The 15,296-nt window shown below is 59.5% G+C and carries 11 protein-coding genes and 1 pseudogene; 2 read left to right on the top strand and 10 right to left on the bottom strand.

Annotated elements, in window-relative coordinates; genetic code table 11:
* Nucleotides 1-474 (top strand): copper amine oxidase N-terminal domain-containing protein (locus tag RIN49_RS23855; RefSeq protein ID WP_309122654.1); only part of this gene is annotated, 474 nt, incomplete at its 5' end.
* Between the two features lie 509 nt (nucleotides 475-983).
* On the opposite strand, the gene RIN49_RS28940 is transcribed toward RIN49_RS23855, so the two are convergent.
* The 6 genes and pseudogenes from RIN49_RS28940 to RIN49_RS23830 form a co-directional block, all read right to left on the bottom strand.
* Nucleotides 984-1,760: a sensor histidine kinase gene (locus RIN49_RS28940; RefSeq protein WP_483874283.1), complete on the bottom strand. Its 777-nt coding sequence runs from the start codon at nucleotides 1,758-1,760 to the stop codon at nucleotides 984-986.
* Nucleotides 1,761-1,775: 15 nt separating this feature from the next.
* Nucleotides 1,776-2,684: pseudogene (locus RIN49_RS28935) on the bottom strand (cache domain-containing protein); the annotation flags it as partial.
* Complete coding sequence (locus tag RIN49_RS23845; protein WP_483874282.1) at nucleotides 2,578-3,882, bottom strand: response regulator; 1,305 nt, start codon at nucleotides 3,880-3,882, stop codon at nucleotides 2,578-2,580. The gene RIN49_RS23845 and the pseudogene RIN49_RS28935, both read right to left, overlap by 107 nt.
* A 114-nt stretch (nucleotides 3,883-3,996) precedes the next feature.
* Nucleotides 3,997-5,604: a type 2 periplasmic-binding domain-containing protein gene (locus RIN49_RS23840; RefSeq protein WP_309122652.1), complete on the bottom strand. Its 1,608-nt coding sequence runs from the start codon at nucleotides 5,602-5,604 to the stop codon at nucleotides 3,997-3,999.
* Between the two features lie 137 nt (nucleotides 5,605-5,741).
* Entirely contained in the window at nucleotides 5,742-6,620 is an 879-nt protein-coding gene (locus RIN49_RS23835) for a carbohydrate ABC transporter permease (RefSeq protein WP_309122651.1), read from the bottom strand.
* Nucleotides 6,621-6,632: 12 nt separating this feature from the next.
* A complete protein-coding gene (locus tag RIN49_RS23830; protein ID WP_309122650.1) occupies nucleotides 6,633-7,598 on the bottom strand; it encodes an ABC transporter permease in 966 nt (321 codons plus the stop codon).
* Between the two features lie 204 nt (nucleotides 7,599-7,802).
* Between RIN49_RS23830 and RIN49_RS23825 the strand changes: the two genes are divergently transcribed.
* Nucleotides 7,803-8,651 (top strand): hypothetical protein, encoded by an 849-nt coding sequence (locus tag RIN49_RS23825; protein WP_309122649.1) that lies wholly within the window; start codon nucleotides 7,803-7,805, stop codon nucleotides 8,649-8,651.
* A gap of 55 nt (nucleotides 8,652-8,706) precedes the next feature.
* Here the strand turns inward: RIN49_RS23825 and RIN49_RS23820 are convergent, their stop codons facing one another.
* From RIN49_RS23820 to RIN49_RS23805, 4 genes are all read right to left on the bottom strand, one after another.
* Nucleotides 8,707-11,376, bottom strand: a complete 2,670-nt coding sequence (locus RIN49_RS23820; RefSeq protein ID WP_309122648.1) for a family 78 glycoside hydrolase catalytic domain — start codon at nucleotides 11,374-11,376, stop codon at nucleotides 8,707-8,709.
* A 163-nt stretch (nucleotides 11,377-11,539) separates the two neighbouring features.
* Nucleotides 11,540-12,463, bottom strand: coding sequence for a carbohydrate ABC transporter permease (locus RIN49_RS23815; RefSeq protein ID WP_309122647.1), 924 nt, complete (start codon nucleotides 12,461-12,463; stop codon nucleotides 11,540-11,542).
* 15 nt (nucleotides 12,464-12,478) lie between these two features.
* Nucleotides 12,479-13,450: an ABC transporter permease gene (locus RIN49_RS23810; protein WP_309122646.1), complete on the bottom strand. Its 972-nt coding sequence runs from the start codon at nucleotides 13,448-13,450 to the stop codon at nucleotides 12,479-12,481.
* A gap of 100 nt (nucleotides 13,451-13,550) precedes the next feature.
* Entirely contained in the window at nucleotides 13,551-15,266 is a 1,716-nt protein-coding gene (locus tag RIN49_RS23805; protein WP_309122645.1) for a type 2 periplasmic-binding domain-containing protein, read from the bottom strand.
* Nucleotides 15,267-15,296: the final 30 nt, after the last annotated feature.

Genomic DNA, 15,296 nt, shown 5'->3' with positions numbered 1-15,296 from the left:
GTCAGCAACCTGCTGCTCGCGCAGACCGAGGACACGCTCTACGCCTTCGACCTGCCGAAGGAGTTGCAGCGCAAGCCCGGTCAGTTCCTTACGCCGATTCAACGGAAAGCGGAAGCAGCGCTTCGGATTGACGGAGAAGAGCAGCGCTTCGAGCCGAGCCCGATCATGATCGACAACCGGATGTTCGTGCCGCTGCGAGCGCTGTTCGAAGCGGTCGGCGCCGCGGTCGAGTACGACGAAGCGACGTCCGGCGTGAACGTCGCCTACGCCGACCGCGCCTTCACGCTTCGCGAGGGCGCCCCGTTCGCGCTCGTCGGCGGCAAGCAGCAGGCGCTCTCCTACGCGCCGCTGCTCATGAACGCCGCCGTCTACGTCCCGCTGCGCGACGTCGGCGGGTTGCTTGGCGTCGAGGTCGTCTGGAACGACGACACGCGCACGGTCGAAATCACCACCGCGCCGACGAATTCGATGTAAGGGATCGTCGCCTTTCTAAGGTGATTGCCTTCCCTCAGGAAGTTTGCCGAGCCGCTGCGTAGTCCCTTATTGCTACAGGTCCTACCGAGCGGCCCGGCCGTACCTGCCTGCCGACCTCTTTCTCAGGTGATTTCCTCTGTTCAGTGACCCTGAGTAAGGGAAATCAGGTTAGAAAAGCGCCGAGGAGAGGGTCAGGTGAACGTTATCGGTAGAATTCTAAGTTGGCGGCTGCGGCGGAGGGGATCGCTCTCGGGCTACAACGATCGGGGCGTTCCTCCGCAATTTTCAGGGCATACCGCCCCAACAATTGAGGAGCCCCTCCCCAAATTGCTCGCTCTTGCGAGGTTCATCTCCGGATGCAGCAATGAATCGGGCGCTTCCCCGCAATATTCAGGGCGCACCGCCCCGAAAATGGAGGCACTCCTCCCCGATTTGCACGCTCACACGAGGTTCGTCTCTGCAAGCAAAGGATACCGATTGTACGTGAAAAAGGGGGCCGGCCACAGCCGTCACCCCCTTCTTGGCATGCGCATCGTGAAGCGAGTGCCGCGCCCCTCTTCGCTGTCGATGGCGAGTCCGTAGCCTTCGCCGTACACCATGCGGATGCGGCGGTGCACGTTGACGATGCCGATGCCGCCGCGGCGCAAAATCGTGCGGGCCGCGGCCGGGCCGCCGCCGTCGGGACGGTCGAGCGCGGCCGTCGCCGCCGCTTCGGCTTCCGCTCCGTCGTCCGCCAGCTTCGCCCGCATCGCGGCGAGCTTCCCCGGAGACATGCCGACGCCGTTGTCTTCGACATAGACGCGGAATTCTTCCGCGGTTTCTTCCGCGTCGATGCGGATGGTATGATGCGGCTCCATCCCGTCCCGGAACGCGTGCTGCAGCGCGTTCTCGACGAGCGGCTGCATCGTGAGCCTCACCATGTGCCGCAGCAGCAGCGACGGAGGAACGGCGACGTCCAGCTCGAAGCCGTTGCCGAGTCGATGCCGCATGATGACCATGTAGTTGCGCACATGGTTCAGTTCGTTGACGAGCGTGATTTCCTCCAGATGCGTCTGTACCGAGTACCGGAGCATGAAGGCCATCGCTTCGACGATTTCCGAAATTTCATCCGAATCCTGCACGATGGCGTAGCAGTTGATCGTCTCCAAAGTGTTGTACAGGAAGTGCGGATTGATCTGCAGCTGCAGCGCTTGGAATTCGGCCTGCTGCCGTTCGAAACGGCTGCGCTGCAGCTCGAGCTCCGACTTCTGCTGCTTCAGCTCCGCGTCGTAGACGAGGTCGATCATCTCCGACAAGCGGCTGACCATCAGGTTGTAGCGATGGATGAGACCTCCGAGCTCGTCGTCCCGGCCCTGGTCTTCGAGGCGGCTCCAATTCCCCTTTTCCGTCTCGCGCATCCCTTCCATGACGGAGCGGATCGGCCGGGTGATCGTCCGTCCGAATCGGTATGCGAGCAGCAAGGCGATGAGCAGCGTCGCAAGGCCGACGGACCACGTCGTCGTTCGAATCGAATCGACCGGCCGGCGCAGCTCGTCGACGGGGAGGGAGACGATCATCTTCCATTTCAGGTAAGCGGACTCTCTGGCGACGAACAGCGTCGGCTCCCCGCCGATCGGAATCACCTCCGACCGCTCGGTCCCCCCCGTCAAACGGGACGCGACGGCGACCATGTCCGCGTCGGTCAACGTCGACGACGACGGCTCGTAAATGATGCGTCCGCTCTCGTCGGCGATGAAGAACGTCGCGGACGGTCCGAGATCCGCCATGTCCCACAGCGGCGCGAGCTGCTCGGTCTTAATTTCCATGGCGAGGATGCCCTTCGGCTGATAGGAGACGAACCCCCCGATCCGGCGGGCGATCGTGATCGTCGCGCCACGGCCCTTCTCGTCGTCGTTGCGGAATATGGCGATCTTCCCGTCCGGCGGCACCTTGGCGTTCACGTACGCGAGCGTCTGCTCGGGGTCGAAATTCGTGTAGGTCGCCCAGTTTTGGTTGTCGTCGATCACCGCCTTGCCGTGGTCGCCGATGACCGTGATCGAGTGAACGCTCGGGTACGCGATGAACGTCTTGCGGAACAAATTTTTCTGGATCGTCTGGGTCAATTCATAGAATCGATAGCTGTCCTCGGGATCCATCTCCATGAATTGCTTCACCGCGTCCTCGGACAGCAGCGAATCGCTCGCCAGCTCGTAGCGCCGCAAATAAGACTCGGTCTGCGACGTCGAGTGCCGGATCAATTGGCCGATGTACCGCTCGACCTGATCGTCCAGGGCGCGCGACGACTGCATGTACGACACGATGCCGACGCCTAAGATCGAAAGGAGGATGACGACGGTGAAATACAGATAGATTTGGCCGAATAAGCTCTTCCTCATGATCGATTCCCAGCTTCTCCCTATATTGTTTCGGCGTATCGCCGGTCATCTTCTTGAACGTCTTCGTGAAGTGGGGGTGGTCCGCGTAGCCGACCTCGTACGAGATATCCGTGATCCGATGCCGCGGCTCGGCGAGCAGCCGCTTCGCCCGCTCCATGCGGCGGCGGATGCGGTACGAAGCGAACGTCTCCCCGGTCGACTGCTTGAACAATTGACTGAAATACGAAGCGTTCAGTCCGAGCATGTCGGCGACCTCTTCCAAGGAGAAGTCGCGGGACAGGTGAAGCTCGATGTACTTCTTCGCTTCTTCGATCGGATCCTTCGCTTTGCCCTTGCGCTTCGTTCGCAGCGCGTCCATGGCGGAAGCGGCGAACTCGACGAGGCGCGCCCGCGCATCCTCGCTTCCGGCGGCGTTCTCCTTCCGGAACGACGTCGCGAGCGGATAGACGTCGCGAGCGTTCAGCTTCCGCGCGAGCAGCTCGCACAGATCCGCGACGATCGTCGCCTGCTGATGCGTCGACAGCCCCTTGCCCCGAAGCTCGCCGAACAGCGACTCGATGCCGCGGGCGACGTCGTCCTCCGACAACGACCAGACGGCTTCCTCCATCGCATCGATCCATTCCGTCGACTTCGCGAGAGACGGAAGCGAGCGCTCGCGTTTCCGCTCCGCGTCGAGCAGCCGAACGACGACCTCCTGTATGCTCTTCTTCGTGATGGGCTTAAGCAAGTATTCCTTCACGCCGCACGCGATCCCTTGCCGAGCGTACGCGAAGTCGTCATAGCCCGTCACGATCACGATCTGGATCTGCGGATATTCGCGGGACACGACGCCGCACAATTCCAAGCCGTCCATCTTCGCCATCCGGATGTCGGTGAACAGAAAATCGGGCGGAAACGTCCGAATCCGTTCCAGCGCTTCGACTCCGTTCTCCGCCGACCGAATGTCCGCGAGCCCGAAGCCGCCGCTCTCTAAGATTTTCGTCAGCCCTTTGCGAATCATCGGCTCGTCGTCCACGACCAACACGTTGTACATAGAGCGCCTCCCTCCGCCGAGCGGGTTTGGTTGCAACCGCTTACAAAGCTCTTATGAATTTCATCTTAAAAGAAAGATGCTCCCCGCGCAACCGCGCGGGGAGTCTGATTCGAATTAACGCTGCGGCGCATAAACGACCGCGCCGTCGTTATATTTCTTGGTCGCTTCCTCGATCAAGGCGTCCCCGCCCTTCGAGCGCCACTCCTCGATGACCTTCGGCCAATTTTCGATCGGCTCTTGGCCGAACACCATTTTCATAATGTGCTCGTTGATCAGCGGCGGGTACCGGTCGGAGAATGGGTTAATGTCCGGATTGTTCACCCATGCTTCCAACGGATCGTTGAACTCGTAGCCGTCGCGGCCTTCGTTCGCCAGCATCGTGTCGTAGATTTCGATCAACTCCCTGCCTTCCTCCGTCTGGCTGAGCACGAGCTCGTTGTACGTCGTGTCCTGGACCATCCACAGCCAGTAGTTCAAGTAACGCTGCTTGTCGAGCTCTTCGTTCGTCTCCGGCGCTTTATACACCGGTACGCTGCCGTTCATCGTGTAGTCCGTGCCCTCGAGACCGTAGCTGAAAAACAGCTTCGCTTCCTCCGTCGTCTGCCATTCGAAAAATTTAATGATGTCCACGACTTTGTCTTCCGCTTGCTTCGTGATCAGGAAGGAGCGCGTCACCGGGCTGTACAGCGAGTACCCGCCCTTGCCGTCCGGGCCGATCGGCGACGGAATGAGCGCCACCTTCGCCTCCGGCACATTGTTCACGAGCTGTTCGCCCCAGATCGGGAGCTCGTTGGCGTTCATGCTCCACATGCCCGCCTTGCCGGACGTAATGTTCGCCTTGAACGTGTTCGGATTGACCGTCGCGAATTCCTTGCTCATCAGCCCTTCGTCGTACATCGTCTTATACACCCCGATAGCGGCCTGCATGTTCTCGACGTCCAAGAACTTCGGCTGCATCTTCCCGTCGACGAGCTCCAGCTCGTTGCCGTAACCGAATACGTCGTACGCCCCGAAGAACGTATCCGCGTATTTGAACTCCGCCCGTCCCGCGAACGGTTCTTCCACCCCTAACTTTTTGAACGCGCGCAGCACCTCGAGATATTCGTCGACCGTCTTCGGCACCGGCAGCCCGGTTTTCTCGAGCAAATCCATCCGGATCCACGTCGCCCGGCGGGACGGATTGCCGAGATACTCCGGGATGCCGTAGATGTGCCCTTCGGCGTCCGTCACCCGTTCCCAAGCGGCTTCGGGAATCGTCTCGAGCAGCGCCTTGCCGTGTTCCTCGAGGTACGGCTTCAGATCGACGAACACGCCGGCCTCGACCGAACCCGCCAGCTCCTTGCCGCCGATGCCGCCGCTCGCCTGGATGACGTCCGTCAAGTCGTTCGTCGCGAACATCTGCACCATCTTCGTCTCGTATTCGGCGTGCGGGATGAGACGAATGTCCAGGTCCGTGTTCGTGAATTGCTCCAGCGCCTTCACGTACGGATCGTCGTTTATGTTCGCGTGGTTTTCCACGTATTTCACGTTCAACGTCCGCATCCCGATCGAGAACTTCGTCGGCTCCTTCGGCGCTTCGGGCTCCGCCGGCTTCTCCGCAGCCGCTCCGCCCGACGCCGACGGCGCATCCGTCGAAGGCGTCGCCGCCGGGCTCTGCGTGCAGGCGGCTAGGAGACTAATCATAAGAACGCTTACAAGAAAGATGAATGACCTTTTCTTCAAGTGAATCCCCTCTTCTCGATTAATGTCGCTACGCCCTCATTATGGATTCGCATGAATTTTCTAACAATGGAATGATATTGCATCGACTTGTCGTTTTTTTAGGTGACCCGCGCGTCCGCTCGCCCGATCGCCTGCGCCTACGATTTGATCGAGCCGACCATCATGCCCTTCACGAAGTACCGCTGCAGGAACGGGTAGATCATGACGATCGGCACCGTCGCGACGATGATGACCGTCATCTGCACCCCTTGCGGCGACGCGGTCGCGAGGTTCGAGAACAGATCGTTCCCCGTGTCGACGATGTCGTCGGTGATGAGCATCTCGCGCAGCTTGATCTGCAGCGGGTACAAAGCCCTGTCGTTAATATAGTACAACGCATTCTTATACGTGTTCCAGTTCATGACCGAGTAGAAAATGCCCACCGTCGCCATCACCGGCTTCGACAACGGCAGCACGATGCTCCAAGCCATGCGCAGCTCGCCGGCGCCGTCGATGCGGCCGGAGTCGATGAGCTCCTTCGGAATTTGCATGAAGAACGATCGCATCACGATCAAGTTGAACGCGCTGATCGCCGTCGGAATCATAAGCGCCCAGAGCGTGTTCGACAATCTCAGCTCGCGGATCAAGATGAATTCCGGAATGAGCGGCGCGGTGAATATCATCGTAAAGACGATCAGCAGCAGCAGCTGCTTCCGGCCGACGAATTCGTCGCGGGAGAGCGGATAGGCGAGCGACGACGTCGCGGCCAGGTTGATGAACGTGCCGACGACGGTAATGAATACCGAGATGCCGAAGGCGCGCCAGATCGAGGCGTCCTGGAACACGTATTGATAATAAATCGTCGTGAACTCGACCGGCCAAAACAGCACATCCCCGCGATCGATCGCGAACGGACTGCTGAACGACTGCGCGATGACGTTCAGGAGCGGTAAAAACATGCTCAACGTCGCGACGGTCAAGAAGATATAGTTGAATATCGTAAACGTCCGATAGCCGGCGGTCATTCGTGCGTTCATGGGGTCCCCTCCTTAATACAGCGATTCGCCGGTCGCCTTGCGGCTTAGCGTATTGGCGATGACGAGCAGCGTCAGTCCGACGATCGACTTGAACAGCCCGATCGCCGTCGCGTAGCTGTACTGCATCTGCTGCAGCCCCGCCTTGTAGATGAACGTGTCCAAAATTTCGCTGCTCTCGAGATTGAGCGAGTTCTGGAACACGAAGACGCGTTCGAAGCCGAAGTCGAGGAAGTCGCCGATCTTCAGCAGGAACAGCACGGTAATGACGGGCAGCAGCGACGGAAGCGTGATCGCCAGCGTCTGCTTCCACCGGTTCGCGCCGTCCATCTCGGCCGCCTCGTACAGCTCCGGGTTAATGGACGTCAACGCCGCCAAGTAGATGATCGTTCCGTACCCGACGTCCCTCCACACGCCCGAGCCGACGAGCACCGGCCGGATCCAGGCGTTCTCGACGAGGAAATAAATCGGCTCGATGCCGAACCAGCCCAACATCGTGTTCACGAAGCCGGAGGACGGCGACAGGATGCCGACGAAGATGCCGCTGATAATGACCCACGACAAGAAGTGAGGCGCGTAGATGATCGTCTGTACCGTCCGCTTGAAGGCGAGCCTGCGCACTTCGTTCAGCAGCAGCGCCAGAACGATCGGCGCCGGGAAGGCGATCGCGATGTCGAGCAGCCCGAGATAAATCGTGTTTTTCAGAATACGGAGGAAGTCGTAATGCGCGAACATTTTCTGGAAATGCGTCAATCCCGCCCAAGGGCTCCCCGTGAACCCCTTGAACAAATTGTAATTCTGGAACGCGATGACGGAGCCGAGCAGCGGCACGTACTTAAAGACGAGAAAATAGACGACGCCCGGCACGGCCAGCAAGTACAACGCCTTGTATTTCAACATAAAGCTTACTGTCGCGCGAAGCTTCGGTTTCGGCGGCTTGGCACGCGAGGCGTTCGGCGTCGTAGGTGCGTGTGGATTCATGGCTCCCCTCCTCATGGGTCGTTCGTGTCGATAGATTCGGTTCGTGATGTTTCTATCGTACGCGAACCGTGGAAGCGGTCACAATGGAATGCAACGCTGCGCGTTTGTGTTTTTTTTAGGTATGCCGCCCGGCGGGTTTGCTCTACGCTTCCGATGGGGAACATAGAGATACGTCATCATTAGATTCATAGCAGAGAGGATCCTATGCCGAATTACATCCCTTACCTCGCCCTAAGCGCCGTCAGCGTCGCCGCTCTTGCGGTCCTGCTCGTCCGAAAGCATGCGTTTTGGCCGCTCGTCCTAGTGCTCGCCTTCTCGGGCATGATCTACTTTTTGGAATTTTTTACTTTCGTGCTTTATGGAAGCTATCGCTACTCCCCCCATCTCGTGAGCAAACCGTATTACGACAATGCGTTCGGCGCCGTCGTTTCGAATTTGATCGCGGTGCCGGTCGCCGCCGCGTACGTCGCCGTCTACCGGCTCGGCGCGCGGTGGTGGATCTTGTCGGCGCTCGGCTTCGGCGGGATCGAATGGCTGTTCCGATGGTTGGAAGTTTACAAGCTTCATTGGTGGAAAATTCCGTATACGATCGCGGCGCTGATCTTTTTCTTCTGGCTTGCCCGCCTGTGGCTCGAGAAGGTGCGCCAAGGCGCATTCCCGTACGTCTTCCTTACGCTCCATATGTTCGCGTGGTCCGCCATCGGGACGTTCCTGTTCGCGCTGGGTGTCTCCGGCGTTCGAGCGCTTCACGCGGGCGTATTCGAGGATCCCTATCACGACGATATTTTTATGTCGGCGGTGTGCGGGTTCGCGAAGGCGACGCTGCTGGCGGCGGTCGTCTACCGAACTCGAAGCCTTGGAGGGTACGCGGTCGCGCTGCTGCTCATCTTCGCCGCGAACGCCGCGATGATACGGTTCGATATACTTCGCGTCTACTTGCCTCTATGGCAGTATTGGCTGATTTATATCCCCTGCATGGTAGCGGTGCTGTGGTCGATGAACGTCGCGCTCCGTACCATGAAGCGATTGAGGTTTTCCTCTTTTCGAGAATAAGAAAAAGAAGTCCGCGAGGGCTCGAACCTCGCGGACTTCTTCGTAGTGTCCGATTCTATTCGATTTCGAACGTGTGCTTCCCCGGTCCCGCCGGGACCCGCTCTCGTTCGTGTTCGGGACGCTTCGTCGCGCCGCTTGGCAAGACGATCCAGGCGGTCGTCCCCTCGGGGATGTCGACTTCGAGCCGGAGCCGCCCCTCTTCCTTCCTCCACGCCGAGGAGATGCGACCCTTCGGCGTGTCAACGCTCGCTTCCGCCCAGTCCAGCGCGCTAGGAATGCAAGGATGAATGAGAATCGTATCGTACCCTGGGGTAAGCGGGCGAATGCCGGCCAGACGGGTGTAGTACGATACGCCGATGCCTCCGAACATCGCGTGATCGTGCGAATGCATGCCGCCTTTCTCGCTCCATTGCTCCCACAGCGTCGTCGCTCCCGAAGCGATCTGGAACCCGAAGCTCGGATAGCTCTCCTGCGTGAGCACCTCGTACGCCAAATCGACGTATCCGTGGTCGGCGAGCACGTCCAGCAAGTACCGGGTGCCGTAGATGCCCGTGTCCAGGCGGTTGTCCTTCGCGGCGATCGCCTCCGCCAGTCGGCGGACGGTCGGCGCGATCGCCTCTTCCGGCGTCAGGCCGAGGGCGAGCGGCATCAGCAACGCGGTTTGCGTACCGTTGCCGTACCGGCCGTCGCCCTTGTAGAACGCCTCGTTGAACGCGCGCTTGATCGTATCCGCAAGCTCCGCGTACCGCCGCGCTTCGTCCGGCAACCCCAAGACGGCGGCCGCTTCGGAGACGATCGACGTCTGGCTGTAGTAAAGCGACGTATTGACGATCTCCACTTCGCGGAAATACGACTCCCAGCCGTCCTCGTTCGGCGCGCACCAGTCCCCGAAGCCTTCCGTCACGATGCCTTCCGGCCACCGCCGCGCGAGATGGTCGACATAGCCGCGCATGGACGGGTACTGTCTCGCCAGCGTCTCCTTGTCTCCGTAATACCGGTACAAGTGCCAAGGAAGCGTCACCTTGTCCCCGCTCCAATCGGGGTTGGTGACGCTGTCTTCGATGTCCCCGAGCCACTTGCGATAATAGTGCCGCATATCGAAGTTTTGGATGGCCGCTTCCTCGACGACCGCCGAATCCATCAGACAAGGCGTCCGTTCGTCGCGCTGGCAGCAATCCGTCGGGATCGTGACCAGGTTGTTGAGGAACGACCAACGGAGATTGCTCTGGATCCGGTTCACGAGCGCGTCGGAGCAGGCGAATCGCCCGGTCTCCCGGACGTCCGTGCGGATCGGAACCGCGCGAACCGCGATCGGCCGGGCGTCGCCGGACGCTTCCACGTACCGGAACCCGTGGTATGTAAACCGCGGCTCGTACGTCTCGATCCCCTCGCCGTTCAAGATGTACGCGTCCGTCGCCTTCGCGTTCCGGTTCGTCCACGGATCGAGGTTGCCGTCCGCGTCGATCAGCTCGCTGTAGCGGAGCGTCAGGCGGCTCCCAACCGCTCCTTCGACCGTCGCCCTCGCCCATCCGGCGACGTTCTGGCCGAAGTCGTAGACGGCGACGCCTTCCCTCGGGCGCAGGACGCGGACCGGCTCGAGCGCCGCGAACGCGCGCACCGGCGGCTGCGGATTCGGCTCGAGCGTCCCTTCCGGCGGGACGGCCGGCGCGGCGGGAAGCCAATCGTCGTCCGCGTAAGCGTAAGTATCCCAGCCCGGCCGGTCGAGCCGGCCGTCGTACGTCTCGCCGTCGTAGATGTCGTTCTCGAGCAGCGGACTGTCCGTCGTCCGCCACGTCTCGTCCGTGACGATTCGCCGCTTGCCGCCGTCGGCCAGCTCGACGTCCAGCTGCAGAACGACGGCCTTGTTCCGCCTCCACTTCCAGCCCCAGCGGGAATAGTTGGCGTTGTAGCCGTTGCCGAGCCAGAGGCCGAGCGCGTTGCCGCCGGTCCGCAGCGCGTCCGTCACGTCGTATTCGTCGTACAGCATCCGGCGCTCGTACGGCGTATTGGCCGGCGTCAGCACGCGATTGTCGGCTTTCCGGCCGTTGACGCGCAACTCGTACCAGCCGACGGCATAGACGCGCGCGACGGCGCTCGCCACCGGGACGCCGGCGGGAAGCTCGAAAGCCTTCCGGAACAGCGGACTATCGGTCGCCGCCGGCGTCTCGAGCAGCGCGACCGCGTCCCCTTCGAGCAGCAGGCCGCTCGCTCCCTCGATGCGGCCCGCGCTGAAATGCACGACCGTCGGATCGTAGAAGCGATTGACATACATCGCGCGTCCGTCCTCCGCCAGCACGCGAAGGTCGCGGAACACGGCTCGCTGCCCCGCGCCCGTCGCGAAACCGATCGTGCCGGAACCGAACGCGGGCGTCGCGGCTTCGAGCGCGAGTCGGCCGTTCGCGAAGACGCGAACCTCGCCCGTTCCGAGCTCGATGCGAAGCGACGCGCGCGAGACGGCGGACGCCTCCTCTCCCGGGAGCGTCGCGCGTCCCAGCTCGGCCCGGCCGCCGCCTTCGACCGCATAGATCGTCACCGCGGCCCCAGGGCCGCATAGATCCAAGCCGCAGCCGTAATAGGCGGTGTCGTCCTTCGCGCCGAACAGCACCGCGGCGCCCCCGGCTTCGACCGCGACATCCGCTTCCACCGTATATCGACTCCAGCTCCGATGATCGATCGCCGGCTTCTCGATCCAACGGGCTTCCCCTTGCCCAACGTTCCATTCCACGATTTCCATTCTCCTCCGCTGCGTAATCCTCCCGATTCTCTTTTATTATCGAGCCCGACAGTATTGAAGTCAATCGTTTTTGATTATATGCTGTTGTTTATTAACGAATCAACAATAGAAAACGCGCACCTACTAGAGGCGCGCGTCGATGCGATATTCAAGATCAGCCCTTCACGCCGCCCAACGTCATCCCTTGAACGAAATACTTCTGCAGGAACGGATACACCAGCATGATCGGCAAGCTGGCGACGATCGTCATCGTCGCGCGGACCGACGTCGGCGTCACGACGTTGGCGTCCGCGTTCATCCCTCTGGCGAAGGCGTCGCTCCCGCTCGAGGACACGGAGGCGTTCGAATTTTGCAAAATTTTCATCAACTCGTATTGCAGCGTACTCAGCTCGACCGTCGAAGAGTTGTATAAGAAGACGTCGAACCAAGAGTTCCACTGCCACACGCCCGTAAACAACGCGACGGTCGCGAGGACGGGGACGGATAGCGGCAGCACGATTTTCATGAACGTCGTAAATTCGCCGGAGCCGTCGATCCGGGCCGATTCCAAGATCCCCTCGGGCAGCCCTTCGATGAAGGAACGAATAATGATCAGGTTGAACACCCCGATGATGCCGGGAATGACGTACACCCAGAAGCTGTTCAGCATGCCGAGCTCGCGGATGAGCAGGAAATTCGGGATCAGTCCGCCGTTGAAGTACATCGTCAGGACGAACGCGACCGTCACGAGCTTGCGGAGCACGAACTCCGGTCTACTGATCGTGTAGGCGACCATCGCCGAACAGAACACCGTGACGATCGTGCCGATGACCGTGCGCAGGATCGAAATCAAGGTCGCATGGAAAATGGTCGCTTCGCGGAACACGTACTCGTAATTATCCCAAGTAAACGCCCTCGGCCACAGGTAGATCCCGCCTTTGATCGAATCCTTGGCGTCGTTGAGCGAGACCGCCATCGAGTTGACGAAAGGATATAAGGTAACGATCATGAGCAAGATCATGAAGACGACGTTGCAGAAGTCGAAAATGCGGTCGCCCGGAGAACGATACCGGCCGTAAAGCTTTTTGGGTTTCTCCATGTTCCATCCCCTCCTCTAGAACAGTCTGGCTTCGCCGAGCCGCTTGGCGATCGTATTCGCCGAAAACAACAGGATGAAGCTGACGACGGTCTTGAACATGCCGGCGGCGATCGCAAGCGAGAAATTGCCCATCGAGATGCCGTACCGCAGGACGAAGATGTCCAGGTTTTCGGAATAATCCACGTTCATGCCGTTGCCGAGCAAATATTGCGGTTCGAATCCCGTCTCCAATATATTGCCAACGTTCATAATGAGCAGAATGACGATCACGGGCTTCAGCCCCGGAAGCGTGATGTTCCAGATGCGCTGGAACCGCCCCGCTCCGTCGATCTCCGCCGCCTCGTACTGCGCCGGATCGATCATCGTCATGGCCGCCAAATAAACGATTGTATTCCAACCGACGTTCTTCCACACCTCGGACGCGCCGAGAAGTCCCCAGAAGTATTCCCCGACGCCCAGCCACAAGACCGGTTCTTTCATGACGCCGAGCCGGAGGAGCAGCTCGTTGACGATGCCGCCGTCCGCGGACAATGCGGTGGAGATGATGCTGGCCGCGACGACCCAAGAAATAAAGTATGGCAAATAACTAATCGTTTGCACGACCCGCTTGAACACGATTTGCCGCAATTCGTTCAATAGAATGGCCAGGGTAATGGCCGTGGCGAAGCCCAAGACCAAATTGATCGCGCTCATGGCGAGCGTATTGCGAAGCACGCGGTAGAACGCTTCTTCCTGGAACAAAAACCGAAAATGCTCTAGGCCGACCCAGGTTTGGTCCAGAAAGTCCTTGGCCGGTTTAAAGTCTTGGAACGCGATGCTCCAACCCCATATGGGCACGTACTTAAAGATGAACAACCAAATCAGAAACGGGACGGACATGAGAACTAGGGCTCTTTGTTGAAACAGTCTCTTGAAAAACAACCGGATTCCCGTCGGATTCTTCGGGGTCGCCTTGGCGGTACGCAGCGATGGTGTATTCGTCTCCATATCCTCTCTCTCCTTATCAGAACCGAATCGGGGGCGGATATTACGAAAGGCCGGCTTTTATGCGCGAGGCATGCAAGCCGGCCTTCCGCTTCTTTCCTGCCTATTTTTTTACGGAGTCGACCACGGCCTTGATCTGCTCCGTGTACCACTTCTCGTAACCGGCCGTATCGAGCTTTCCGAATTCGCCCAGGTATTCCTGCCATACCGCTTCGAAGTCGCCCGGTTCCGCCAAAATCAGCTTCGGAATGTACTTCTTCGTCAGCTCGTCTTTTTTCGTCTCCCAAATTTGCTGCGGCGATCCTTGCTCTTTCGGAATGCCCCAGGCCGGGAACCATGGGCGCTCGTCCGGAGCGGCGAACAGTTCGGAATACGTCTTCACGCCGTACTTCTCGAGAATCGTCTTGTCTTCCGCCGTCAGCCCCATCTGGAACACTTCCGGCTGCAAGCCCGGCGACAACGCGTTGCCGTCCGAGAGCGTGGAGCTCGTGTTGTATTGCGGCCAATCCCAATCGAAGTACTTGAACCCGAACTGTTCGCGGAACGCTTCGTCGATCTTCAAGATTTGCTCCTCCGTGCGGTAGAAGCGGCCGTTCGCGTCGACTTCGTACGTCTCGCCCTTGATGCCCCAGCTTCTCATGATCTGGTTTTCTTCCGCGAGCAGCGTGTCGAAAAACTGCATGATGCGATCCGGATCCTTGGCGCTGACCGTCACGCCGACGCCGCGGTTTTTCACGAAGCCCGGCGGATCGAGGTACTGATCCTTGCCGCCGTCGAACGTCACCGGAAGCGGGAAGTAGACGAAATCGTCCTGCGTCGGGTCTTTCTTCGCCGCGTCCTTGAGGTTCAGCTGCGCGTTGTTGACCTGCCAGCCGTAGTCGAAGAAGCCGACGACTTTATGCGATGCCAGCTTCGCGATGTATTGATCGTAGTTGTCTACGAACGAAGACTTGTCGAAGAGGCCCTTCGCGTTGATCTCGTTCATCTTCTGCGCCCAACGCTTCGTATCCTCGTTCGCCGCGTACGTCTTCGCCTCGAAGGTGTTCATGTCGACGAGCACGTTGCCGTCGTTCGGGTACCCCGCCAGATGCATCGGCTGGTTGGAGGTGGCGAAGAATCTCCAGTCGTGCGTCAAGGAGAGGAAGCCGGTCAGATTTTCTTCCGGATGCTTCGCGACGAAATCTTCGATCAGCTTGAAATATTCGTCCATCGTCTTGATTTGCGGATAGCCCGCTTCTTTCAGTACGCGGCGCTGCACCCACCATGCGCCTTGGTTGATGTTCGGGTCAGGCATATATTCGCCGACGACCGTGGAGAACGGGAGGATGTAAATGTTGCCGTCCGCCGCTTTCATCTGGTTCAAGTAAGGTCCGAAGACGAACTTGAGGTTCTCGTATTTTTCGATATAGGGCGTCAGATCGATAAAGCCGCCCGCGTCGATTACTTTATCGATCGCCGCATCGGGAACGAGCACGTCCGGATATTCGTTGGAGGCGATCATCGTCCCGATCTTCGTGTTCAAATCGCCTACGAGATATTCCATTTTGAAGTTGACGCCCGTCTGATCTTCCAGGAGTTTACCGATCGTCGTTTCGTTCGTGTTTCTATCTTTCTTGCCCGACGCCCCTACGAAGTAGGTGAACGTAGCTTTCTCCAGCGGCTTCTCGGCTTGCTCTTCGGTTTTCGTCCCGCCGGTCGACTCATTGTTCGTCGAACCGGCCGCTTCGTTATTCGTGCCCGAGCCGGAGCCCGCGCAGCCCGCGACGAGGGAGGCCGACATAACGATCGCTAAGCCCGACAGCCAGTGTTTCTTTGCCATCTGTTTGTAAACCCCTTTCATTTTGTTGTA

The organism is Paenibacillus sp. (genome assembly GCF_031177825.1).
In the GTDB taxonomy this organism is placed as follows: Bacteria; Bacillota; Bacilli; order Paenibacillales; family YIM-B00363; genus Paenibacillus_AE.
The sequence above is the reverse complement of the archived record's forward strand: the minus strand, read 5'-3'. Positions and strand labels throughout refer to the sequence as shown.